At 40.6% G+C, this 23,494-nt stretch carries 20 protein-coding genes and 1 pseudogene; 7 read left to right on the top strand and 14 right to left on the bottom strand.

What is annotated here, in order from left to right; genetic code table 11:
- Nucleotides 1–101: 101 nt before the first annotated feature.
- From H6G57_RS13665 to H6G57_RS13630, 9 genes and pseudogenes are all read right to left on the bottom strand, one after another.
- Nucleotides 102–377 (bottom strand): XisI protein, encoded by a 276-nt coding sequence (locus H6G57_RS13665; protein WP_190519534.1) that lies wholly within the window; start codon nucleotides 375–377, stop codon nucleotides 102–104.
- Nucleotides 378–550: 173 nt separating this feature from the next.
- Nucleotides 551–1,285, bottom strand: coding sequence for a hypothetical protein (locus H6G57_RS13660; protein WP_190519389.1), 735 nt, complete (start codon nucleotides 1,283–1,285; stop codon nucleotides 551–553).
- A gap of 269 nt (nucleotides 1,286–1,554) precedes the next feature.
- Nucleotides 1,555–3,729, bottom strand: a complete 2,175-nt coding sequence (locus H6G57_RS13655; RefSeq protein ID WP_190519387.1) for a molybdopterin oxidoreductase family protein — start codon at nucleotides 3,727–3,729, stop codon at nucleotides 1,555–1,557.
- A 177-nt stretch (nucleotides 3,730–3,906) separates the two neighbouring features.
- Nucleotides 3,907–5,832 (bottom strand): nitrate ABC transporter ATP-binding protein, encoded by a 1,926-nt coding sequence (locus tag H6G57_RS13650; RefSeq protein ID WP_190519385.1) that lies wholly within the window; start codon nucleotides 5,830–5,832, stop codon nucleotides 3,907–3,909.
- Nucleotides 5,833–5,871: 39 nt separating this feature from the next.
- Nucleotides 5,872–7,875: a nitrate ABC transporter ATP-binding protein gene (locus tag H6G57_RS13645; protein ID WP_190519384.1), complete on the bottom strand. Its 2,004-nt coding sequence runs from the start codon at nucleotides 7,873–7,875 to the stop codon at nucleotides 5,872–5,874.
- 42 nt (nucleotides 7,876–7,917) lie between these two features.
- Nucleotides 7,918–8,757 (bottom strand): nitrate ABC transporter permease, encoded by an 840-nt coding sequence (gene ntrB / locus H6G57_RS13640; RefSeq protein WP_190519382.1) that lies wholly within the window; start codon nucleotides 8,755–8,757, stop codon nucleotides 7,918–7,920.
- A 172-nt stretch (nucleotides 8,758–8,929) separates the two neighbouring features.
- Nucleotides 8,930–10,267, bottom strand: coding sequence for a CmpA/NrtA family ABC transporter substrate-binding protein (locus tag H6G57_RS13635; protein WP_190519380.1), 1,338 nt, complete (start codon nucleotides 10,265–10,267; stop codon nucleotides 8,930–8,932).
- A gap of 65 nt (nucleotides 10,268–10,332) precedes the next feature.
- A complete protein-coding gene (locus H6G57_RS29750; RefSeq protein ID WP_375539519.1) occupies nucleotides 10,333–10,554 on the bottom strand; it encodes a 2Fe-2S iron-sulfur cluster-binding protein in 222 nt (73 codons plus the stop codon).
- Between the two features lie 108 nt (nucleotides 10,555–10,662).
- Nucleotides 10,663–12,192: pseudogene (locus H6G57_RS13630) on the bottom strand (ferredoxin--nitrite reductase); the annotation flags it as partial.
- A gap of 666 nt (nucleotides 12,193–12,858) precedes the next feature.
- On the opposite strand from H6G57_RS13630, the gene H6G57_RS13625 reads away from it, so the two are divergent.
- From H6G57_RS13625 to H6G57_RS13610, 4 genes are all read left to right on the top strand, one after another.
- Entirely contained in the window at nucleotides 12,859–14,181 is a 1,323-nt protein-coding gene (locus tag H6G57_RS13625; RefSeq protein WP_190519377.1) for a cytosine deaminase, read from the top strand.
- Between the two features lie 330 nt (nucleotides 14,182–14,511).
- The gene (locus tag H6G57_RS13620; protein WP_190519375.1) at nucleotides 14,512–14,817 is read left to right on the top strand and encodes a transposase family protein; all 306 of its coding nucleotides are present in this window, start codon (nucleotides 14,512–14,514) and stop codon (nucleotides 14,815–14,817) included.
- A 3-nt stretch (nucleotides 14,818–14,820) separates the two neighbouring features.
- Nucleotides 14,821–15,261: an ISAs1 family transposase gene (locus tag H6G57_RS13615; RefSeq protein ID WP_190519532.1), complete on the top strand. Its 441-nt coding sequence runs from the start codon at nucleotides 14,821–14,823 to the stop codon at nucleotides 15,259–15,261.
- Between the two features lie 513 nt (nucleotides 15,262–15,774).
- Nucleotides 15,775–16,422 carry a hypothetical protein gene (locus H6G57_RS13610; RefSeq protein ID WP_190519373.1) on the top strand — a complete coding sequence of 216 codons (648 nt, stop codon included), beginning with the start codon at nucleotides 15,775–15,777 and terminating at the stop codon, nucleotides 16,420–16,422.
- Between the two features lie 88 nt (nucleotides 16,423–16,510).
- On the opposite strand, the gene H6G57_RS13605 is transcribed toward H6G57_RS13610, so the two are convergent.
- On the bottom strand, nucleotides 16,511–17,863 hold the full coding sequence (locus H6G57_RS13605) for an FAD-binding oxidoreductase (protein WP_190519371.1): 1,353 nt from the start codon (nucleotides 17,861–17,863) through the stop codon (nucleotides 16,511–16,513).
- A 105-nt stretch (nucleotides 17,864–17,968) separates the two neighbouring features.
- On the bottom strand, nucleotides 17,969–19,537 hold the full coding sequence (locus tag H6G57_RS13600) for a photosystem II high light acclimation radical SAM protein (protein ID WP_190519369.1): 1,569 nt from the start codon (nucleotides 19,535–19,537) through the stop codon (nucleotides 17,969–17,971).
- A gap of 377 nt (nucleotides 19,538–19,914) precedes the next feature.
- Between H6G57_RS13600 and H6G57_RS13595 the strand changes: the two genes are divergently transcribed.
- Nucleotides 19,915–20,301, top strand: a complete 387-nt coding sequence (locus tag H6G57_RS13595; protein WP_190519367.1) for a DUF1830 domain-containing protein — start codon at nucleotides 19,915–19,917, stop codon at nucleotides 20,299–20,301.
- Nucleotides 20,302–20,412: 111 nt separating this feature from the next.
- Nucleotides 20,413–20,991, top strand: a complete 579-nt coding sequence (locus tag H6G57_RS13590; RefSeq protein ID WP_190519365.1) for a hypothetical protein — start codon at nucleotides 20,413–20,415, stop codon at nucleotides 20,989–20,991.
- Between the two features lie 213 nt (nucleotides 20,992–21,204).
- On the opposite strand, the gene H6G57_RS13585 is transcribed toward H6G57_RS13590, so the two are convergent.
- Complete coding sequence (locus H6G57_RS13585) at nucleotides 21,205–21,963, bottom strand: response regulator transcription factor (protein WP_190519363.1); 759 nt, start codon at nucleotides 21,961–21,963, stop codon at nucleotides 21,205–21,207.
- 317 nt (nucleotides 21,964–22,280) lie between these two features.
- Here H6G57_RS13585 and H6G57_RS13580 point away from each other — a divergent pair, with 317 nt between their 5' ends.
- Nucleotides 22,281–22,529 (top strand): DUF6761 family protein, encoded by a 249-nt coding sequence (locus H6G57_RS13580; protein ID WP_072719905.1) that lies wholly within the window; start codon nucleotides 22,281–22,283, stop codon nucleotides 22,527–22,529.
- Between the two features lie 185 nt (nucleotides 22,530–22,714).
- Here H6G57_RS13580 and grxD read toward each other — a convergent pair whose 3' ends face one another.
- On the bottom strand, nucleotides 22,715–23,038 hold the full coding sequence (grxD, locus tag H6G57_RS13575) for a Grx4 family monothiol glutaredoxin (RefSeq protein ID WP_072720089.1): 324 nt from the start codon (nucleotides 23,036–23,038) through the stop codon (nucleotides 22,715–22,717).
- A 141-nt stretch (nucleotides 23,039–23,179) separates the two neighbouring features.
- Nucleotides 23,180–23,437 carry a BolA family protein gene (locus H6G57_RS13570; protein ID WP_190519361.1) on the bottom strand — a complete coding sequence of 86 codons (258 nt, stop codon included), beginning with the start codon at nucleotides 23,435–23,437 and terminating at the stop codon, nucleotides 23,180–23,182.
- Nucleotides 23,438–23,494 lie beyond the last annotated feature (57 nt).

The following is a 23,494-nucleotide window of genomic DNA, read 5'->3' as shown; positions in this document are numbered from 1 at the left end:
TATTTTAGGATTAAGGCAATTAGTGTTTTCCTACAAAAATGTGGGGGAAGGATGTCAACTTTAAGACTGAGAAAATGATCTCAGTCTTGAAGTTTTTATTATTAATTAACAGCAAACTCCGTGTAAGGACGAATATTAGCAGGATGAAACCCTAAGACAATTTGAGTTTTAGGAATTCCTGCCTTAACTAACTCATTGGCAATTCCATCCTCTAATCCATCTCGATGTATCCAAATTTTATCGCCAATCACCTCTATATGAACCAAACATCCATGAACCTGTACATCATCTTCCCATCCCAAAGTAATCAATAAAAAGTTGTTTCTATCTTCACTCACAATCAAACGACATTGTAAATCCCCATACGCATAGGGAATTTCTGTATATTAAAAACTTTAGTCAGTTTTAACCAACTAAAGTTTTAGCTTTATTAATTTTTTAACCTATTTTAATAGGTTTAAGCTTTGAGCCTGAATTTTAATTCAAGGCTCTATTTTCCTTTGATAAATCATCCCAGATGGTGCGTGCGCGTTGCTTACACACCCTACAATTAACGAGTGTAACGACCATTATTGGGATAGGGTTGGGGATAGGTTTGATTGGTGCGATCATAACGATCATAGCGATCGCTCCCATTATAAGTTCCTGAATTATACCGACCGTTATTATAATTCCCGTTGGTATCACCCCGTTTCCAAGCTTCATATTCTTGATCTAAACGTTGATCTAACTGAGTATGAGAATCTCGAATCATTTGGGCTTTTTGGGCTGAGGTTAAATTGTTATATTGAGGTTTTCTCACCTCTTGTCGCATTTGCTGTTCTAACTCCGCATGACGGCGTTGACGATATTGATCAAATGATTGTTGGCTATAGCGATCGTTACGATTGTTGTTATTATTGCGATTATTGTTATTATAACGACCATTATTATAACGACCATTGTTATTATTACGGCCATTATTAGATTGCCGTTGTTTCCAGGTGTCATATTCCCGATCTAAACTTTGATCGAGGGCATTATGAGCATCCCGAATCATTTGAGCTTTTTGGGCTTGAGATAAATTGTTATATTGAGGTTTTTTCACCTCTTCCCGCATTTGCTGTTCTAACTGTGCATGACGCTGTTGACGATATTGATCAAAATTATTTTGAGCTAGAATTAAATCTTGAGAGGACTGTCTTGAAGAAGTTGTGTTAATGGGGTTATTAGGCATCACAGCATAAGCTGGAAGCATAGAACTGGCTGCTAATACCAATGTCGCTAAGGTTAATGTCGGTTTCATAGGTCTACTCAACTTGAGAAAAGGGTGAATTCTTTCCTTGATTTTAAACTAAAACTTTCTGGGGGCGTTTACATCATCCTGAGAGAAGATTTTAACAGTTGTGATCAGAATTCCGAGGCTATCTGGGGAAAAGGCAAGTCAGCAATTTTCCTAACTCCTGACTTACTTTAATAGTCGATGGACATCGCAAAAGGTTCCCTAACCAGCGAGAACCCAAAAAACCCAGTTTCTATCGATATTTAGTGATTAGTAAAAGCGTTAAGAGTTAATCAACTATCCACTTCTTGACTGATGACTGATAACTGATAACTGATAACTGATTTCAGTTGGACAGCACAGGCTTTTAATTCCGGTTGGCGAGAGTCGGGACAGGCATGAGGGTGGGTTAACGTGTTGGCTTCTGCGTCCGATGCCCATAATGCCCCCCAGTGCATCGGGACAAATACAGTTCCAGGGGCGATAAAAGCGGTTACTTTAGCCGGAAATTGACAACTTCCCCGCCGAGAACGCACTTCAACAATATCACCATTTTCAATCCCTAAATTCGCTGCATCTTTGGGATGAATCTCAATAAACGGGTCGGGGTGCATTTGTTGGGTTTTGTTGGTTCTTCCGGTGCGAGTGAGGGTGTGCCAATGACCATACAGACGACCTGTTGTTAACACATAGGGATAATTCGGATCACTGGGTTCAGCTAACCCTTTAGAATGATATCCCCCAAATATTGCCCGACCGTCGGGGGTCGCAAAATGATTATCGGTGTATAAGCGTTGGCGACCGGACTCCGTACTTCCTGCGGGACAAGGCCATTGGGTTGGCCCTTGGTGTTGCAAACGGTCATGGCTTAACCCCGACATATCACAGGGACGACCTGACGTAAGTTGGACAAATTCAGCATAAACATCCGCCGAGGTTTGAAAGGCAAATTGTTCTTTAAACCCTAAGCGTCGTCCGACTTCGGCAAAAATCTCCCAGTCATGTCGAGCTTCTCCCAGAGGTTGATCAAACCCTGGACAATAGGTAACACGGCGTTCTGAGTTGGTCATCACCCCAGTTTTTTCACTCCATTGGGTAGCGGGGAGGAGGACATGGGCATAAGCCGAGGTTTCGGTGGGATAGTAAGCTTCTTGATAAACGGTAAAGGGGGATTTTAATAGGGCGGCTTTGGTACGTTCGAGATCGGGTAGACTAACGGCTGGATTTGTAGCGGCGATCCAGAGAAACTGTACCTCATCCTGTTCTAAACCGATAATCATATCCCAAACGGTGCGTCCGGGGGCCGGAGAAATGCGACCTTCAGGAATTCCCCAAAACCGTTCAACTTCAGCCCGGTGTTGAGGGTTACTGACAAAGCGATAACCGGGTAATAGATGGGCTAAACCTCCCGCTTCTCGTCCTCCCATGGCGTTGGGTTGTCCGGTGAGGGAAAAGGGGCCACATCCGGGCTTACCAATTTGACCCGTCATTAAGTGTAGATTAATCAGCGATCGCACTTTTGCAGTTCCTTCGGAAGACTGATTTAATCCCATTGACCATAACGATAAAATTCGTTTTGATTGTTGCCAATAACGGGCGGCTGTTTCTAACGCTTCGATTGTAATTCCACAACGTTCAGCAACAATTTCGGGGGTATAGGATTGTAAAAGTTGAGCATATTGTTGAAAGTTGCGAGTACATTCATCAATAAAAACTGCATCAATATCTCCCCATCTTAATAATAAATAACCAATGCCATTAAATAAATCAATATCCGTTCCAGGGCGAATGGGTAAATGCAAGTCGGCGGCTTCGGCGGTTTGGGTATGTCGAGGGTCAACAACTATTAATTTAACGTCAGGATTTTTTTTATGATATTTGGCAAAACGATTAAAAACAATCGGATGACATTCGGCGGTATTACTGCCTACAATAAACGCACAATCCGTTAATTCTAAATCATCATAACAGCAGGGGGGGCCATCAGCACCTAAACTTTGAACATAACCTGATACAGCAGAAGACATACATAAACGAGAATTAGCATCAAAATTATTGGTTCCTAAACACCCTTTGATCAGTTTTTGAGCGACATAATAATCTTCTGTAACAAACTGACCAGAACCGTACATACACAAGGCATCAGAACCATACTGGCTGCGAACGCTATTGATTTGATCCACAATTAAAGTTAAGGCTTCATCCCAACTCACTTGTCGGAAGGGTTGATCTAAGGTTTCTCGGATCATGGGGTGTAAAAGGCGATCGCGACGAATGGATTCTGTAACGGTAGCTCCTTTAACACAGACCATACCTTGACTAGAGGGATGTTGGCGATCGCCTCGGACTTTCCAAATTGGGTTTCCGTGTTGATCCCGCTTAATGTCTTGATCGGAAGTTGGTGTAGAGACAATTTCTAAACCACAACCCACACCACAAAAGGGGCAAAGTGTTTTAATCGTGTTCATAATGTTATCAGAAAAAATTCTAAATTCAAAAAATGAAGTGAAAATTTAAACAAACTTTTATAGCTGAAATATTTGATGATTGATATTGAATTAAAAGCGTTTATTACCAATGAAAATCGAGAAAAAAAGAGAGAAATTGGGAACTGATTATGATCCCAATTCCTCCTCATTGATGCTCTATTGAGCCGATTTGAGATCTAAAGTTCCTGCGGGGGTAAAAGTTGCCTCAAATTGAGTATAGGGAGTTTGGGTAACATCCGACTTGACTAACTTTGGCAGAGGGGTATTATTAACATTTTGAGTCGCATCAGGAGATTTAGCTTCATAACTTAAAATATCCCCAGTTCGACTCACTTTAACGATATAAACAGAGACGGCTGTTACTGGAGTGCTTGTCCAAGCTTCATTAATGGTGGCAAAAACCTCTTGATTTAACTGTTCAAGATCCTCAGCACTAGGGGTTGCTGTTGTGCTACTCATGGATGTTGCTGATTCAGTCGGCGAGGTGGTAGCCACCGGAGAAGGAGAAACCGAGGGTGAGGCCGTTGTGGTAGGTTCGGTTGCTGTTCCAGAGGGGGAAGTTGTCGCCGCCGCTAAACTCTCAGGGGTTGGGGATGCCGTCGCAACGGGAGAAGGTGAAATCGTTGTTGGGGATGGAGATAGGGTTGTTGTCGGGGCGATAGCCGTTGTTGAACCGGGAGAGGAAGGGCTTGTTGTCGATCCAAGGCTATTGGGACTGGGTGATGTCGTTGCTACTGCGTTCGGTGAAGGAGTTGCGGTTGACTCCAAGGAGGGAGAAGGACTGACCGAGGGAACTGTGGGCGATAAGGTAGCAGTCGGAGTGGGGGATAGGGTGGGAGAGGCTGTTGTGATGGGAGTCACCGTTTCAGTAACGGTAGTGGTTTCTGTTTCCATCGTCGTAGCAGATGATTCTGGGGTTTCTGCCTCTTTATTGGCGGTGGTAGGGGTGGAATTAAAGACTAATGAGCCCACTAAGGTTGCAATAATAACTCCCCAGAGTGCAAATAATATCCCTGTTTTCGTCGCAGGTGACATTTCTTCGGGTGGAGCCACGGGATCGACTGCATGAGTTAACTCAGGTTCAGGCGTTGTAGCATAGGGATTTTCATCTGGGTTAGGTCTATTGGGTTGCATATTCAGCACCTCTGTTGCTATATGACTAGAACTGGGTGCTATTGTAGTGCTTTGTGCTAATCCCGTGTCAGGGGTTGTATCTTCTATTGTGATCTCTTCGGTGGTCTCTTCATCTTCCTCATGATGGGCAAAGCGTCGGAAGAGGAAATCTAGGGCATAGTTCCGCAATTCATAATATCGCGGATCTTCCATAATTTTAGCCCGGTTGCGGGGACGGGAGAAGGGAATGTCTAGGATCTCTCCAATTTGGGCGGCGGGGCCATTGGTCATCATCACCAAACGGTCGGCTAAAAACAAGGCTTCATCAATATCATGGGTAATCATTAAAACTGTAATCCGATGATCTTGCCAAATACTCAGAAGTTCTTCTTGTAATTCTTCGCGGGTAATGGGGTCTAAAGCACCGAAGGGTTCGTCTAAAATCAGCATTTGGGGACGAGTCGCTAAGGCGCGGGCGATGGAAACCCGTTGTTTCATACCTCCTGAGAGTTGAGAGGGTTTTTTATTCGCCGCTTCCGATAACCCCACTAACTCTAAATTTTCTTTGACAATTTCCAGTTGTTCGGTGGTTGATTTGTCAGGATATACTGACTCAACCCCTAAATGAATATTTTCTTTCGCTGTCAACCAAGGTAACAGAGAATAATTTTGAAACACCACCATTCGTTCTGGCCCAGGTTCGGTGATCAATTGTCCTTGAACAGATATTACCCCGGTTGTCGGTTGATTAAACCCAGCCACCATATTTAATAGCGTGGATTTTCCGCAACCGGAGTGACCGATAATGCAAATAAATTCGCCTTCTTTGACCCGAAGATTGATATCTTCAAGCACAATATATTTCCCTTTTGGGGTGTCATAAACTTTAGACACTTGATCAATCACCAAAAAGTCATCGGATTTTGAGGAAGAAGTGAGTTTAGAGGAAATATTATCTAAAATTTGCATAATTTTTTAGGGTTAACGGTTGAGGGCTTACGGTTTGAGTTAGGCAGCAATTGAATCAAGGATGATTTCTTCAATCCGAATTTCCTGTTTAATTTGGAGATTTTTGAGATATTTAATCGGATCATGGGGATTAAAAATTGTGCCATCAAATAATTTAATGCTTTGGCGATCGCGTCCCATATCCGATAATCCTAATTCTCTGGCAGCTTGACCATAAACATCAATTCTTAACACTCGTTCTATCATAGAAACCCAGTTTTTAGGAAAAGGTGTAATTCCCCAACGTGCCATTTCTGCCATGATCCAAAGGAATTCTGTGGCATCGGGGCAATTGGTTTTATCCACAAAAAACTGATTGTAATTGACTAATAATTCGGGGGGTTGACCATCCCCTCGTTGAACCGGATCAATAAATCCTAATCGGGTATATTCGGCATCAGATCCAACATATTCATCACGGCATAAAATCCCTAAAATTTCTTCTCGATTTCGGCGATCATCGCAATAATCGCAAGCTTCAATTAAGGATTTTACCAAAGCAATATGGGTTTTAGGATAACGATTTGCCCAGTCTTCTGTCACCCCTAAAACTTTCTCCGTATGTCCATTGGGGAAGATATCAAAACTATTAGCAATAATATATCCTAACCCTTCATGAACAGAGCGCGCATTCCAAGGCCCCCCAACACAATAACCATCAATATTCCCCGCTTTTAAATTGGCTTGCATTTGAGGGGGTGGAATTACCGTTAAATTAACATCTTGATCCGGGTTAATTCCTCCTGCGGCTAACCAATAACGTAACATTAAATTGTGCATGGAACTCGGATGAACCATGCCTAATGTATGTACTTTGTCAAGGTTTTTTTCAATATAATTTTTAAAGTCTTCTAAGGTTTTAACCCCATTTTCATACAAGTGTTTATTCAGGGTAATAGCATTACCATTGCGAGATAAAGTTAAGGCGGTTACCATCGGTATCGGGGGATTTTTACCGAAACCTAACGTCATGGCTAAGGGCATTCCTGCCACCATTTGGGCTGCATCTAAACGCCCTTCTACCACCCCCTGACCTAACAGTTTCCAACTGGTTTCTCGACTTAAGTTGACTTCCGTTAAGCCATATTCCTCAAAAATGCCTTTTTCTTTAGCAATAATCAGGGGAGCGCAGTCGGTTAAGGGAATAAAACCAATGTCTAAATTGACTTTTTCTAAGCCATTTTTAGCAATAACAGTAGGAGCTTTTTTGAGGGCTGATTTTTTGGCTTTTTTCTGTTGATTCAGGAAATAAACAATTTCATTCCGCAAGGCATAATAGTTAGGATGGTTTACCACGTCCATCCGTTGACGAGGACGGGGAATATTCACCTCTAAAATTTGCCCAATATGGGCTTCGGGGCCGTTGGTTAACATCACAATTCGATCCGATAAAAGTAAGGCTTCATCGACATCGTGAGTCACCATCACGGCACTAACTTGGTTCGCTTCGCAGATTTTCATTAACTGCTCTTGTAACCCCCCTCTAGTTAACGCATCTAAGGCCCCAAAGGGTTCATCTAAAAGTAATAATTGGGGGCGAATAGCCAGGGCACGGGCGATAGCAACTCGTTGTTTCATTCCCCCCGAAATTTCGCCCGGTAATTTATCAGCAGCTTGTCTCAAACCGACTAATTTAATATGTTGTTCAATAATCTCTTTTCGTTCAGTTTTAGACAGTTTGCGATAGACTTCATCAACGGCTAAGGCAATATTTTCTCGTACCGTTAACCAAGGTAATAAGGAATAATTTTGAAACACCACCATGCGATCTGGCCCAGGTTCACGGACTTCTCGCCCTTCTAAAATAATGCCACCTTCGGAGGCTTGATCTAACCCGGCAATAATATTTAATAAGGTTGATTTCCCACAGCCCGAATGTCCGATTAAGGAAATAAATTCCCCTTTTTTAATTTTGAGTTCAATATTTTTCAGCGCAATATATTGTTCTCCATTGGGGAGATTAAAAATGCGATGAACGTGATCAACTTCTACGAATACAGACATAATTTCAGGTGAGAAGGGTGAACAATTGATGGAAATCAGAGTTTATTTTTGATCCGCAGGAACCACTTTTGAAGCAATAAAACCAATGGTACGGTCGAGGATTAAACCGACAACACCAACATAGATTAGAGCAACAATAATGGCACTCATTCGAGAGCTATTATAGGCATCCCAAATAAAGAACCCAATGCCAACTCCACCCACTAACATTTCTGCTGCAATAATGGCTAACCAAGATAAACCAATCCCAATTCTTAACCCGGTAAAGATATAAGGAACGGCGGAAGGAAATAACACTTTGAAGAAGTATTTTTGTCGGGGTAAACGTAAAACTCTGGCTACGTTTTTATAGTCTTGGGGGATTTGTTGAACGCCGACGGTGGTGTTAATAATAATCGGCCAAATTGCTGTAATAAAAATCACGAAAATAGCAGCAGGATTCGATTGTTGTAAAGCAGCTAAGGCGATGGGCAACCAAGCCAGGGGGGGAATGGTTCTGAGGATTTGAAATAAGGGATCTAAGGCATCATACATAAAGGCATTTGTTCCGATTAAAATCCCTAATGCAATTCCGACAATAGCGGATAAGGTAAATCCAATGGCAACCCGTTGTAAACTGGCTAGAACTTGCCAAGCTAACCCTTTATCTGTGCCTCCATTATCGAAAAAGGGGTTAATAATTAATTCCCAAGATTCCTTAACGGTGGTAATTGGGGAAGGTAAGTTTGGATTTTCCCCTGAACATAACAGTTGCCAAATTGCCAGAAAAATAGCGACAGCAATTAACGGACGAATGATTTTATTACGGTTTTTATTAAACCAATCAAAGACAAAATTGAGCGGATTGTTACTGTTAGAACGGGCTTTAATGCTTGTGGTCATACGGGTTAGAGATGAGTGAGTTTGAACCAGATTTTTAGCAATATATCCCTAGATTTGATCCCCCTAAATCCCCCTTAAAAAGGGGGACTTTCATAGTCCAGTTCCCTCTTGAAAAAGTAGAGCTTTGAGTCTTTGGTTCCCCCTCTTTCGTAAGGGGATCAAACCGAGGATATTAGATTTTTTTGATGGCTAAACTATTAAGATAAGCTTGAGGATCATCGGGGTTAAATTGGATACCATCAAAGAAGGTTTCAACACCGCGAGAGGGGGTTGCTGGAATTTGGTCTGCGGGAACATTTAAAGATTTTGCCGCTTCCTTCCAAATATCTTCGCGGTTGACTTTATCAACGGTGGCTTTAATATCTAAATTGGGGGGTAAATATCCCCAACGAATATCTTCCGTTAAGAACCAAGTATCATGGCTTTTATAAGGATAAGAAGCATTATCCCTCCAGAATTTCATCGCAATGGGACTGGCGGTTACAACCCGACCATCACCATAATCGATATCTCCTTTAGAGCGCCCAATAATATCTTTAGCAGGTACTTTAAACCACTTATCTTGAGAGACAATTTGACACATCTCCTCAACATTTTCGGGTTTATCACACCATTGTTGGGCTTCTAAGACGGCCATTGTTAATGCTTTTGCGGCTTTGGGATTTTTATCAACCCAGTCTGCGCGCATACTAAAGGCTTTTTCGGGGTGATCTTTCCACAATTCTCCGGTAATTAATGCCGTATATCCCGCTTTCTGATTGACTAATTGAGCATTCCAAGGTTCACCCACACAGAAGCCTTCCATATTCCCGACTTTCATATTAGCAACCATTTGGGGCGGAGGAACAGGAATAATCGAAATATCGGTATCAGGAATTGTACCCCCTGATGCTAACCAATAGCGCATCCATAAATCGTGGGTTCCTCCGGGGAATGTAATGGCGGCTTTGACTTCTTTTCCTGAATTTTTAGCGGCTAATACAATGTCTTTAAATTTAGAACTATCATTAACGGTTAGTTTAGCATCCAGGTATTCTTTCCCTAACGAAATTGCCTGACCATTGGTATTTAACCGGGCTAAAAGATACATCGGAACGGGTTGTTTGGTAATCGTTCCTAATGTCATTAAATAGGGCATGGGAGATAAAATATGCGCCCCATCAATTCCCCCACCAGCAGACCCTAATTCTAAGTTATCACGGGTGACAGGCCAAGAGGCTTGTTTAACCACCTTAACATCAGTCATGCCATATTTGGCAAATAACCCTTTTTCTAAGGCAATAATTAAGGGGGCAGAGTCGGTTAAGGCAATAAATCCTAATGTTGCCGTTGGTGTTTCTGGGGCATCAGCCGGATTAATATTGGCTGCGGGAACTGCGGTTGCAGCCGGGGAAGAATTAGTAGCCGTTGTTGAAGAATTAGTACCGGAAGTACAACCATGTACAAAGATGGTTCCCGCCGCAGTAACACCAGCCGTCAAAAGGAATTTACGTCGTGAAAGCTTACTCATGTCCTATGTCTTTATTCCGTGTTGGTAAATAATTGATGGGGTTTTCTTGCTCAATTTTTAAGTCGTTAAGCATCAATAACGACTGTATTCATAACCTGGGCACTACAGGTTAAAATCATACCCGGTTCTAGGTCTTTTGCTGCATCAGGATTATTATTATATTGGATCTGCCCTTCAATTAATTTTTGTTGGCAGGTTCCACAATTTCCTGATCGGCAACTACTGGGAATTATAATTCCTTCTCGTTCTGCTACATCGAGAATGAGTTCATTTTCTTCACAGGTTATGGTTTTACCCGATTTAGCAAAAACAATTGTGGCTGTTTTAACGGGTGTGTCTGGAGTATCGTTTTGGGAATTAATTTCAGACTCTGAACTGGTTAAATCTACTCCATCTTTAAGTTTAGCACCAAATTGCTCTACTAAAATTTGTCGCAGAATTGGTTTTAGATCGTCACAGGGAATGGATTTTTGGACACATTCACCGAGTTTAGCATCTTTCCCAACTGTACCCCCCATATAGAGGTTAACGCCTTCAACAACTTTACCCTCTTTCCGGGCTTTTGTTCCCATTAATCCAATATCAGCGACTTGGGGTTGTCCGCAAGAATTAGGGCAGCCTGTCCAATGAATTCTAACGGGTTTTTCCACAGTTAATTCTGCTTCTAATTCCTTTACTAATGCCGTAGCCCGATTTTTGGTTTCAACTAAGGCAAAGTTACAGAATTGTGCGCCTGTACAGGACACTAACCCTCGACTTAAACCCGATGGACTAATGGAAAATTTTTCTAAAATAGGTTCAGTTAGAAAAGCTTCTAAACGGCTATCGGAAATCTGGGGAATAATGACATTTTGTTCAACGGTTAAACGAATTTCTCCAGCACCATAGACTTCAGCAATTCGGGCTAATTCTAACATATCGTTGGCATATAACCGTCCAACAGGAACATTTAATCCCACATAGTTGAATCCCGGTTGCTTTTGTTTATAAACCCCAATATGATCCCGTTTTTCCCAGAGAATTTCATCTTTTTCGGCTTCGGGTTCTAAGGAATAACCCATTTGTTTTTCCACTTCTGAACGGAACTTATCAATTCCCCATTCATCGATTAACCACATCAGCCGAGCTTTTTGACGACTTCCCCTTAACCCATTGTCTCGATAAACTTCTAAAATACCTCGACACAAACCCACAACTTGATGAGGTTGTACCCAGGCATTTAAGGGAATAGCAGCCGCACAACGGGTGGCAGAAAAGAAGCCTCCGACTAAGACATTGAAGCCAAAAATATTCTGTTTAAATGCTGGAACAAAAGCAATATCATTGATTTCAGCATGAACAGAATTATCCCGACATCCGGCGATGGCAATATTGAATTTTCGCGGTAAATTGCTAAACTCAAAATTGCCTTTTCCGTGATTTGTAATTAGGTCTTGAACTTGTTGGACTAACTCACGGGTATCATACAGTTCATCTGCATCTAACCCCGCAACGGGTGAACCTGTGATGTTTCGCACGTTATCCATTCCTGACTGAATGCTGGTGAGTCCAACGGTTTCAAAGCGCCGGAAAATGTCAGGAATATCCTCAATCCGAATTCCTCTTAACTGAAGGTTCTGTCTTGTGGTAATATCAGCATTACCGTCATCACCGTAGCGTTGCACGATTTCCCCCAAAACCCGCATCTGCTCACTGGTGATGACCCCATTCGGTAAACGCATCCGCAGCATGAATTTACCCGGAGTCACCGGACGGAAGAAAACCCCTAACCATTTCAGGCGGTAGTCTCGGTCAGTTTCGTCCATGGCTTCCCAACCGAGTCGGGCCAAGGTTTCGATTTCGTCTTTGACAGTCAAACCGTCTTTTTCTGCTTTGAGCTTCTCAAATTTGTTGGTAGCCACTTTTTGTGGGAGTGTGCTGGTCATAGCCTATTCCTCAGTATTGCTCGGTCTCGAACTCGTTAGGCCAACATGAAAAATGGATCAAATTTGGCCAAATCCTAACAGGTCTATTGAAGGCAAACCGTATCATGCGAGACTCAAATGTAAAAAATTGCTTAAGTTTAGGGTGAAAATCATCCTAAAGTGAGAGCTTTCACCTCTGTTCTTCAACCAAACGGTTAAGGAATATGAATAAGTTAGTGCTGAAAATTCGATACAATCGTAGCTAATGTTACAAAACTTAAAAATCTATGAAGATTTAGCATCAATACCATACGTTTTTTGCATAACCCTCAATCTTTAGAGAGTTTTTAGCTTTCCTGTAGAGAAACCGGGTTTCTTCTCCCTACTTGCTGAAACAATGCTAAAAAAGTAGAGAAACCCCGTTTCTAGTTCCCTGTTTAGACTCAGAAACCGGGTTTCTTCTCCCTACTTGCTGAAACAATGCTAAAAAAGTAGAGAAACCCCGTTTCTAGTTCCCTGTTTAGACTCAGAAACCGGGTTTCTTCTCCATACTTGCTGAAATCATGTTAAAAAAGTAGAGAAACCCGGTTTCTAGTTCCCTGCTTAGACTCAGAAACCGGGTTTCTTCTCCATACTTGCTGAAATCATGTTAAAAAAGTAGAGAAACCCGGTTTCTAGTTCCCACTTATGATTCCTAATACCTCTGGTTATTGGTTAAAAAATGTTCGTGTTCCCGTTTGTGTACTCACAGATAAAGATGAGGCGATCGCAAATTCAGCCAATCAAGAGGGTATGGCAGTGGTAGATGTTAAAATTGAATCGGGGATAATAGATCAGATTGTTGTACCCGGAAGTGTTAAATCAAAAAATATTGCAACCGTAGATTTACAGGGAAAACAAATTTGGCCCTGTTTTGTAGATGTTCATACCCATTTAGATAAAGGTCATATTTGGGAACGTTCACCGAATATAAAAGGAACCTTTAACGATGCGTTAACGGCGACGTTTAAAGATGAAGAAACCTGGACGGCGGAAGATATTTACCGACGGATGGAATTTGGATTAAAGTGTAGTTATGTGCATGGAACAAAAGCCATTCGGACTCATTTAGATTCGGCGGGACGGTTAATAGATTTAAGTTGGGATCTGTTTAAAACCCTAAGAACAGAATGGGAAAATCGCTTAATTTTGCAAGGTGTTTCTTTAGCTTCTTTGGATTATTATTTAACGTCTGAAGGGGAAAAAGTCGTTGATAAAGTTGCAGAATTAGGAGAAATTTTAGGGGGAGTTGCCTATATGAATCCTGATTTAGATCGACAAATTGAAAGGATTTTTCAAATCGCAAAAGATCGAAAATTAAACTTGGATTTCCATGTTGATGAAACAGGAGAACCAGAATCAATTTGTTTATATAAAATTGCGGAAGCAGCGTTAAAATATAATTTTGAAGGTCAAATTGTTTGCGGACATTGTTGTAGTTTAGCCGTACAACCCGATGATGTTGTTCAACATACCTTAAACTTAGTAAAATCCGCAGGAATTGGGGTTGTCAGTTTACCGATGTGTAACCTCTATTTACAAGATCGTCAATATCATTCCTCTGAATCTCCTAAAACCCCACGCTGGCGAGGAACAACCTTAGTTCATGAATTAAAACAAACCGGAATTCCTGTTACCTTTGCAAGTGATAATTGTCGTGATCCGTTTTATGGATTTGGTGATCATGATGGTTTAGAAGTGTTTAAAATGGCTGTGAGAATTTGCCATTTAGATCGACCTTTTGAAGATTGGTTATGTAGTGTCACAAAAACCCCAGCAGATTTAATGGGGTTATCGGATGTCGGACGAATTGGTGTCGGACTACCAGCAGATTTTATTATTTTTAAAGGTCGTTATTTGAGTGAAATATTATCCCGTCAACAAAGCGATCGCATTGTGGTAAGAAATGGTAAAATCTTAGAAGAACAATTACCCGATTATTCAGAATTAGATCATCTAATTTTCCCTTGATTGCTTAGGACATTTTTGAATCCTGAAACCCTTTTACTTCTTACTGTGAAGCACTGAGCGTGTCGAAGTGGTTCCCTGGGCCCCCCCCCAGGGCTGTTTCATTCTCTCCCATAAACCTCTGTGACCTAACCCCCCAACCCCCTTCCCTTCAAGGGAAGGGGGAGTAATTAATACTTTTAAACTAGATAGATATTTAATATTAAGAATTCTTCTCCTCTCCCCTTCCAGCAGCAGGGGGTTTTCAAAGTCAGGGGTAAAAAGGAAAATAAAAGTGATCTTTATTTTGGTAAAATTAAAAAGAGATCACTTTTATTTGGTTTTAAAAAAATCATGTTAAACAGTATAATTGAACAACTGAAGTTAGTCAAGGATTTTCGGAAAAATCGGGGTAAAAGACATGAATTATGGGTAGTGTTGACTATCATTATTTTGGCCCTGCTAACTGGCAATGTGACTGATAAGCAAATAGATAATTTTAGAAAAAACGAAGAACATAAACTCATTAAATTATTAAAAATTACCGCTAAAAAATTGCCATCTTATAGTAGCATTAGACGAGTAATGATCGGGATAAATCTAATAGAGATTCAGTTAATTTTTCAGTCAAAAATTAAGAAATATTATTGGCAAAAATAAGGCATTGATTGGATTGCGATCGATGGAAAATCTTTAAAAAATACCCTGACTAACTATGAAAATCAAAAACAAAATATGCTAATAATGGTATCTTGGTTTAGTCAAGAAACAAAGTTAGTAATTAAGTCGGAAAGTTTTGAAAGTAAACAAAATTCTGAAAATGCTAAAGTTCTATCTATGATAGAGAAATGTGGGTTATTTAAAGTATTTACTCTTGATGCTCTCCATTGTAGTAAGGCAACAACTCAGGCAATAATTGAGAGCAAAAATGATTATTTAATTCCGGCAAAAGGCAATCAAGTTAAATTACACAAGCGAATAAAAAATTTAGCAGAAATTGAAAAACCTTTAACAGTATATGAAGAAAAAGATGTCAGTCATGGACGAAATGTTAGCAGAAAAGTATCAGTAATCTGGTTTAACAGCAGATTTACAACCCGTTGACAATCAAGTTACGGTTGTTAAAGAGCAGTATCAACCCATATTAGACCAGTTTAAACCCCAATTTAAAGACGGAGATCTAAATCCTCAATTACGGTCTGAAGATGCGTTGAAATCAACCCCAGGAGAAACCCTAGATTTATTAGAAACTCAACGTCAAGATCGGCGTTTTTACCCGAAAATACCCCAAGGGAGGATCAAAATTTAAAAGCGATCGCCGAGCAATTACGCTATGATTTATTTGGAGATTATTGTAATACGTTTTATCAAGACGGAAAACTGTTAGGGAGTTATATTATTGAATATGGAAACCCTAAAAGAAGTCTAAATCGGATTTTAATTGTATTTTATCTAACCGAAGCTACCCCAGAAAAAATTAAGCCGATTTATTTTAATTTACCTGAATTCTTTCTCTATTATCATAAAATAGCCTATACCTTTGAATTTAGTCGTCAAGCTTATCAAGAAGCTGATGAGCTAATTCGCAACATTATTGAAGTAGAATTAAGAAAAATCATGAAACTTGACCCGGAAGCAGAAACATCTAACTTAGATTTAGAAGGTTTAAAAAAACAATTGATCACCCTGATTAAAATCGCGCCTCAATATACCTTAAAATTAAGAAACCTAGAATATGCTCTGAATACCATTAATATTAATGTCGGGAATTATCAGCGCATTTTGAAGCATCTCCAACAAGAAACCGAAGATGATTTAGAATTTTTTGTCTGCTTTTTAAATCGAGAATGTCAAACTTTACCCGCCCAAATTCAAGCGGATTTAAACTATTTAAAACCCGCCTCAAATTTATTAGATCAGGCGATATCTAGTATTAGAGGATTAGTTGAAATTGAACAAGCAAAACTAGATCGGGAAAAAGCAGAGATACTCCGTACTAATGAAGACAATGAAAGAAAACGCGATCAATCTTTAGAGCAGACTATTTCAATGTTAGGCTTTGGTTTAGGTGTAGGGGGTATTGTTTCATCTATTGCCTCAGCATACATTGAAAAACCCCTAACCATATCCTATCTGGAAATAACCTTTTCCTTAGAACCATTTATGCTGGCATTTTTATGGAGTTTTGTAATAGGAGCGATCGCAGGTTGTATTGGTAGGCAAATTACAAAACTTATTTCAAAAGAAACAAATACAGATGAATAAATCATAACAGAAATCGGGTTTCTAATCTTTATTTATGGGATGAAATTAACATTTTTGATTGAGAAACCCGATTTCTAGGAGTTGGTAGTTAAAGATGTTTTTCACGTTCTAACCAGGCTCTCATTTTCCCCGGATTTAATAACCCATAGGGGTCTACTTGTTGTTTAAATTGTAATTGTTCTAAATTAATCATTTTCATGCCGCCATCTTCTAAAATATAAGTATGGGGATTAAAAATAACCGCCCCTCGTTCTTCATGATAACGAATAATTTCATTTAACCGTTCTTCTGTAGTAAATCGCACTAACTGTAAAGAGGCGGGGTGCATTTCTCCATGTAGTCTTAAAAACTCTAAATGCTGCATAACTTCATCCCCAAAATGATCATAAAGATGTTCTAATAATTCTAATTTTCGATCCGCAGGTAATAGGGTTTGTAAATAAGTAATAGACGGATCTACACTTCGAGCGTGTAACGTGGTATGGTTCCAAGTATATTCTATTATTGTTGTTCCTTTCCCTACTTCCTGCGATGGCTTTTGATAACAAATTTCTCCCTGATATTCCTTCACTAATTCTTGAAAGGGTTCTAAACTGGTTTCGGAAATCATTAATAATGCTGCGTGTTTTCCTGGGGGAATTATATCTTTAAATGCAGCAAAATAGGCAGGTATAGGAGAGGCACAAATAGAGATTAATTTTTTAATAATGCCATCGGATAAGGCTAAGGCTTGACCAAATCGAGCCGAGGTCATAAAATTATCAAAGGTAACAATAAGTTCTGACCAAGGATAGGCAGGAGCTAAGGGAATTTCTAACTCAGTAATAATTCCATTGGTTCCATAAGCATGATTAACTTTCTGCACATCATCCCCTCTTAATTCAATAATATTTGGTTCATCTTCCAGTGTCACAACTCGTGCTGCTTGTAAGTTACCGCGATCTCGTAATTGTCCATAAGTAATAGAACCAATTCCCCCACTTCCCCCCTCAATAAATCCTCCAATTGTTGCAGTCCGATAGGTGGAAGGAACCATGCGTAATTCCCATCCCATTTCCCTCGCTTGTTTATCAAATGCTGCTAATTTAACCCCCGGTTCTACACAACCTAAACCTGGTTTTATCCATTTAATTTGATTCAATTTAGAAATATCTAAAATTACCCCTCCTTCTAATGGAATGCACTGTCCATAATTTCCGGTTCCCGCACCCCGAACTGTCAGAGGAACTTTATATTTAACACAAACTTTAGCGACTTGTAAAATTTCGGCTTCCGTTGTGGGACGTACTACAATATCTCCGGTTTTATCCTTAAGTAACGGTTGCAAAATGGGGCTAAAATGATAATAGTCTTGAGAGAGTTTCATCACTTGGGTTTGATCCCGAATAATTTCAATCCCCGACAGTTCAGAACAAAAGGTATCCCAGTTAATATCAATCATAGTTATGGTTTAACAAGAAAATTTTATTATAGACTTTATAATATTAATAATAGCTTGGTGTGGGATGCGTGCACCGCACTGATACACCCCACAGATCAAACAGAATTAACGAATAGTAGCCAACTGTTTTTCCCCAGAAATTGGTGCACTTAACGCTTCTTCTAAGGGGGCTCGTCCTAAACGTTCTTCTAAAATATCCATCACCGTGCGTCCAAAATCATTGGGGTTGCGGTTCCACGCTTCTAAACAAATTTCCCCAAAAAATGATCCTAACGGTTCTGGGTTCCAGAGTAACTTTCTGGCTGTCCAAGGCATTAAACTCATGGGATCATACCCTGGTTTTAACATATCCTTTTGGAAGGCATATTCCTCTAAATGGGTATGGGGTTGTAACCCAATAAAGAAAATCGCAGGTTCCACTTTATCCGCCCCAAAAATAGCTTCTAATTCTCGATGATACGCAATGGTTTGACGAATGGTATCAAAGGTTTCATCAATGACATTAAAGGAATAATTCACCGAAACCAAATCATTAAACCCGGCGGCTTTTAAATCTCGACAATTTTCTAAGACCACCCGCAGGTTATATCCCATTCGCATTTTTCTAACTAATTCCTGGGAACCGCTAGTAATGCCAATTTCAAAATAATTCATCCCTGTTTTTGCCATTAATTGACATAATTCTGGGGTTAAATTATCCGCGCGAATATAAGCCGCCCAGTGAATATCTGTCATCCCTGCATCGAGAATTTTCTGCAATAATTCTACCGCATCATCAATAAATCGACGGGCGGGAATAAATTGAGCATCGGTAAACCAAAAATTTCTAATTCCTCGGTTATAAAGTTGCTGCATTTCCGCTACAACTTCATCAGCCGGATTAATTCTAACTTGTTTTCCTTCAATAACTGTGTAAATACAATAACAACAGTTATGGGGACAACCCCGCTTTGTTTGTACCCCAATATAAAAGTCTTGGTCTTGAAAATAGTATTGAAATTCCGGCCAAATTGTTTCTATATAATCGTAATTACAAGCGGTTTTTTCCAAATTCATGGGGGGTTCATGAATTAAGCGATCTCGCGGTGTTGTTTCGCCCACAATATAGCACCGTTCCTGAGCTAAATCTTCCCCTCTTAATAACTTTTCTAATAAACTTTCCCCTTCCCCAACGGAAACAATACTTCCTTTGGGTAAACTCGTTCCCAACTGTTCATAAAAAACACTGACAGCCCCTCCCCCAACTACGACCCGCGCTTGAGGGTTATATTTTTGAGAACGAGATAATCCGCGTTTAATTAATCCTAAATTACGCCACAGTTCGGTATAATAGGAAGTTGCTAATTTTAACCCCCCTAACGCTCCCCGTAATTTAATCAAAGGGTTTTTAGCATAATAAAATTCAAAGGCATTTTGCAGGGGATTTCCACCCCGTCCACCCACAGGGGCGTAAATTTGAATATCTCGCCAAGAAAATACTAATAATGTCGGTTGGAACTCATCGACACAAGCATCCAACGCCGCAGCATAATCCAAGGGAGGAACAGCCCCTAAATCAAAAATGCGTTGTTGAACGCTGGGAAACAGCTTGTGAACGTGATCAGACAGATAAACCACCCCAATTGGGAAAATGGGGTTACAGGGGAGACGGACGTAAAGGATCTTATCTTCCATAGGGCTGCTGTGGGTCAGGCGGAACTAAGGCCAAAATCAGTGAAGTTATATCGAGTTTATTTAAGATTCCTTAACACTATAACGAATTTTGGTGCGTTTAGGGTTGCCAATCTGAGAAAATGATGAAGTTTGGATAAGCACAGGGGACAGAGATTGATCGATCCCCATCCCTTGAAGCTCAACTTTTTTCAGAATTTTAATTTTGAAAGAATTTCTTTAAAATCAGGTGAAACCTTTGAATTGATTGAGAAGTTTCCCCCAAAATTGATGAGTATAATAGCTGATTGGTAGTCGCAGTTACAACCAACGGGGATCAGCAAATGTTAACGTGACAAGTAATCCATAAAATGTTTAACTCAACGCCCCTTGATTCAGATATGGCTCAAATTCTTGATCCCCTACCGTCGAATAGTTCTGGTCGAATTTTGTGCTGCTATGTTAATGCTACCAGCCATATTCAGATCGCTCGCATTACTAACGTCCCCAACTGGTACTTTGAGCGGGTGGTATTCCCAGGACAACGTTTAGTGTTTGAGGCGATTCCCCAAGCCACCCTAGAAATTCATACTGGGAGTATGGCTAGTGCTATTATTGCCGATAATATTCCCTGTGAGCGGCTCCAAATTGATCAAGAGTCTATTCACCCTGATGGCAAACCTTTAACACTCAATGCTCAACCTTTAACACAACCGAGAACCTTTACCAGTAAGCGTACAGTCAAACTGGAACCTTTAACTACTCCAGCTTTAACCACCGTTGATTAATTTAAGAAAACCTTGATAACAAAATCTTGACACCCATCGCACTGTGAGTTGATCCCAATTCATTGATGCAGCGCGATGTTTGGTGTCATTCCATTTGTAAATGCTTTTAATATGACCGTTGAACCTGTCGTTTTATCCAGTCCCACTGTATTTCGCATTTCTGCTGTTATCCGCATCACCTTGTTAAGTCTTTACACGGTGTTGATGCTCCCGTTGCCGTTTTTGGCACAAGCTGTCCAAGCTCCCGTTTCTCCCCTATTCCTGGCGATAGGAATAGGGCTAGGAGCGATCATTGTTTATGGTCTTCTCACCGAACGGGTGATTATAGATGAGCAGGGAATTCAAGTCACCTATTCCCCTTGGGTTACTGTTCTTCCCTTGTTTCGTAAGGGATGGTCACTTTCCTGGAGTCAGATTAAAGCCTTAAAACCCAGAACCACAGGACAAGGGGGACTGGTTTATTATTTTTTGAGCCAGACGGGAGAGGGATATTTACTCCCCATGCGAATGGCTGGATTTGCCAAGTTTGTAGCCATCGTTCAAGAAAAAACCGGAATTGATACAACGGATGTACGTCCCTTGGCTCAACCTTGGATGTATTTTATTTTATTCGGGTGTAGTTTATTATTGGGTTTAATGGATATTTGGACAATTTCTACGGCTCTCAATTATCCTCCATTTAACAATTAATTTTCAGTTGTGTGATCGTTGTCGGGTGCGGTATTGAGAATAGAGGGGAACTGATTCAAGGTACTCCCGCTCCCCAAAGGAACTCGAAAAATTTCCCCAAGCCAATAACAGTCCTGACCCTGCAACAATCCCAGGAGAATTGGGAATCATTAAAATAAACGATTAGACCGTCAACAATCAACGATCTAATAGTGAGAAGTTTCAGGTTAGGGATTAGCCACTTCCGGTCTTCACGCGAATTGGTGGATATTTGCCATTGAGTCTGGCGGTGCGAACGGTTTCCGCTTTCAGAATTTCTAAATTCAGACGATAGCCAACATTACGAACCGTTTGGATTAAATTCGGTTGGCGGGGGTCAGTTTCTACTTTTTTCCGTAATGACAGAACATGAGTGTCAATCGTGCGGGGATTATCAATAGAATCGGGCCATGCTCGTCGCAATAGTTCTGAACGACTCAACGGTTCTCCGCAAGCTTGGGCGAGAACATAAAGCAGACTGTATTCTTGGGGCGTTAGTTCAATTAATTGACTGTGTAGACGAACTCGACGTTGTACTAAGTCAATTTTGAGCGCTCCATAATCCAAGGTTGTTGGCGGAACAATGGTGCGACTACGGCGCATCAAGGATTCGGTTCTGGCCAAAAACTCCTGCATTCCAAAAGGTTTTGCTAAATAGTCGTCAGCACCCGCTCTCAAGCCTCGGACAATATCCGATTCCGTTGTGCGAGCCGACAACATCAGAATTAACGATTGTCGTTGCTGCTGAAGCCATTGGCAAAATTCCAAACTATTCCCCTCTGGCAGTTCAGCATCCAAAATCACTAAATTGGGTTGATGAGCATAGAAGATATCTCTTCCATTATGCAAATCAGCAGCTTGATAAACCGAGTAACCAACGTGCTGTAAATGCCAACCCAAGAGTGATCGTAAATGCGGGTTTCCTTCAATAATTGAAATACAAGCAGATCCCACGGATACGAGCTTCCTTCTTCAATATTGACTTCAAGGGTAACAGGGTAATCTTTCTGATTTTGTAGCTCCTGTTACTCTGCAATCAGCTTATTCTGTCAAAAGTATAAAAATAGGAAAAGGAAGTCTGGGTGATGGGGAGAAGAAGTTAAGATAAAGGGAGTTAACATAGAGATAGACAACTCAGTGTCCCTTTTGTCCTTTCTAGCCTCCCTAATCAGTGTCGGACTTGCCCAATGATTAAACTCTTAATAAAATGACCGGATGGGTTCGCCATCCTTGTTGAATCTAGTAGTCACTACTCAAACCCCATTAAAACTATGCTTCAGGACACACTCACCATTCGCCATTACCAAAAACTCACCGACGCCCTTGTCGAGATGTGGAATCGAGGTTATCGCTATGATGATCTCAGGTTATATTTAGACGGTTATTTGGCAGCACTCAGACATACCAATACTTTAGAACCCTATTTAATTAGTCGTTTGGAGGAAGAAGCAACCCGATACATTTATGATCCCTCAAATTTTGAAATGCCGATGCCTCAACCTCAAGTAGACTATTATTAGGAAAGCTATCAGCAAAGGGTTTGGGAAGGGGAGGTAGAGAGAGCAGGGGAAGAAGAGGAGCAGGGGGGAAATTATTAACTTCTGACTTCGCACTCCGCACTCCGCACTCCGCACTCCGCACTCCGCACTCCAGCACCCCACACCCAACACCCCACTTAACAGGCAAGATGCCTGTTCCACCGATTTTAGGACGCTAGAGCCACTTCTAGCAGTTGCTGTAATTCACCTTTTTGATACAGTTCAATCATGACATCGGAACCCCCAACAAATTCACCATTGATATAAACTTGGGGAATAGTAGGCCAGCTAGAATATTCTTTAATCCCTTGGCGAATTTCATAATCTTCTAAAACATCACAGGTTTCAAAAGGAACGCCTAAACTATTTAAAATCTGCACAACATTATTAGAAAAACCGCACATAGGCATGAGCTTTGTCCCCTTCATAAAGACAAAGACTTTGTTTTTCTTGATGAGATTTTCAATTTTTTCTGTTACTTCTGGAGTCATGGTTTTTTCGAGAGTTAATAAAATCAAATGAGTTGGATTTAGATCAGAAAATAGATCTGCAAACGATTGCACATTCTCCGATTTGAGTTTAACCTATTTTCGAGAATTTGAGCATTAACCTCTGTCAAAATTAAATTACAATTAAGTGACTTCGCTGTTTTTTTGCCATTCTTGAGGGGTATAGGTCTTTAAGGCTAAGGCATGAATTACTTCTGTTGCCATCGCTTCTTTAACAGCCTTATAAACCATTTGGTGTTGTTTAACTAAGGTTTTACCCTCAAATTCAGCAGACACCACAATCGCTTGTAAATGGTCGCCTCCTCCCAAATCTTGAACTTGAACCAGTGCATCGGGCAATTCCGACTTAATCAGGGCTTCAACTTGATTCAGTGTAATCATTGTTATTCCTCAATAATAGTGTTATGAACTAACGTGGCATGAACCTGGGTAACTTTT

It is taken from the genome of Planktothrix sp. FACHB-1365 (assembly GCF_014697575.1).
GTDB lineage: Bacteria > Cyanobacteriota > Cyanobacteriia > Cyanobacteriales > Microcoleaceae > Planktothrix.
The sequence above is the reverse complement of the archived record's forward strand: the minus strand, read 5'-3'. Positions and strand labels throughout refer to the sequence as shown.

Coding starts and splice junctions, on each gene's coding strand:
- H6G57_RS13645 (WP_190519384.1), bottom strand. CDS start 7,875: ATGTCTGTATTCGTAGAAGTTGATCACGTTCATCGCATTTTTAATCTC.
- H6G57_RS13610 (WP_190519373.1), top strand. CDS start 15,775: ATGAAACTTGACCCGGAAGCAGAAACATCTAACTTAGATTTAGAAGGT.
- H6G57_RS13650 (WP_190519385.1), bottom strand. CDS start 5,832: ATGCAAATTTTAGATAATATTTCCTCTAAACTCACTTCTTCCTCAAAA.
- H6G57_RS13620 (WP_190519375.1), top strand. CDS start 14,512: ATGTTAAACAGTATAATTGAACAACTGAAGTTAGTCAAGGATTTTCGG.
- H6G57_RS13580 (WP_072719905.1), top strand. CDS start 22,281: ATGCTTCAGGACACACTCACCATTCGCCATTACCAAAAACTCACCGAC.
- H6G57_RS13570 (WP_190519361.1), bottom strand. CDS start 23,437: ATGATTACACTGAATCAAGTTGAAGCCCTGATTAAGTCGGAATTGCCC.
- H6G57_RS13655 (WP_190519387.1), bottom strand. CDS start 3,729: ATGAACACGATTAAAACACTTTGCCCCTTTTGTGGTGTGGGTTGTGGT.
- ntrB (WP_190519382.1), bottom strand. CDS start 8,757: ATGACCACAAGCATTAAAGCCCGTTCTAACAGTAACAATCCGCTCAAT.
- grxD (WP_072720089.1), bottom strand. CDS start 23,038: ATGACTCCAGAAGTAACAGAAAAAATTGAAAATCTCATCAAGAAAAAC.
- H6G57_RS13660 (WP_190519389.1), bottom strand. CDS start 1,285: ATGAAACCGACATTAACCTTAGCGACATTGGTATTAGCAGCCAGTTCT.
- H6G57_RS13635 (WP_190519380.1), bottom strand. CDS start 10,267: ATGAGTAAGCTTTCACGACGTAAATTCCTTTTGACGGCTGGTGTTACT.
- H6G57_RS13605 (WP_190519371.1), bottom strand. CDS start 17,863: ATGATTGATATTAACTGGGATACCTTTTGTTCTGAACTGTCGGGGATT.
- H6G57_RS13595 (WP_190519367.1), top strand. CDS start 19,915: ATGGCTCAAATTCTTGATCCCCTACCGTCGAATAGTTCTGGTCGAATT.
- H6G57_RS13625 (WP_190519377.1), top strand. CDS start 12,859: ATGATTCCTAATACCTCTGGTTATTGGTTAAAAAATGTTCGTGTTCCC.
- H6G57_RS13590 (WP_190519365.1), top strand. CDS start 20,413: ATGACCGTTGAACCTGTCGTTTTATCCAGTCCCACTGTATTTCGCATT.
- H6G57_RS13600 (WP_190519369.1), bottom strand. CDS start 19,537: ATGGAAGATAAGATCCTTTACGTCCGTCTCCCCTGTAACCCCATTTTC.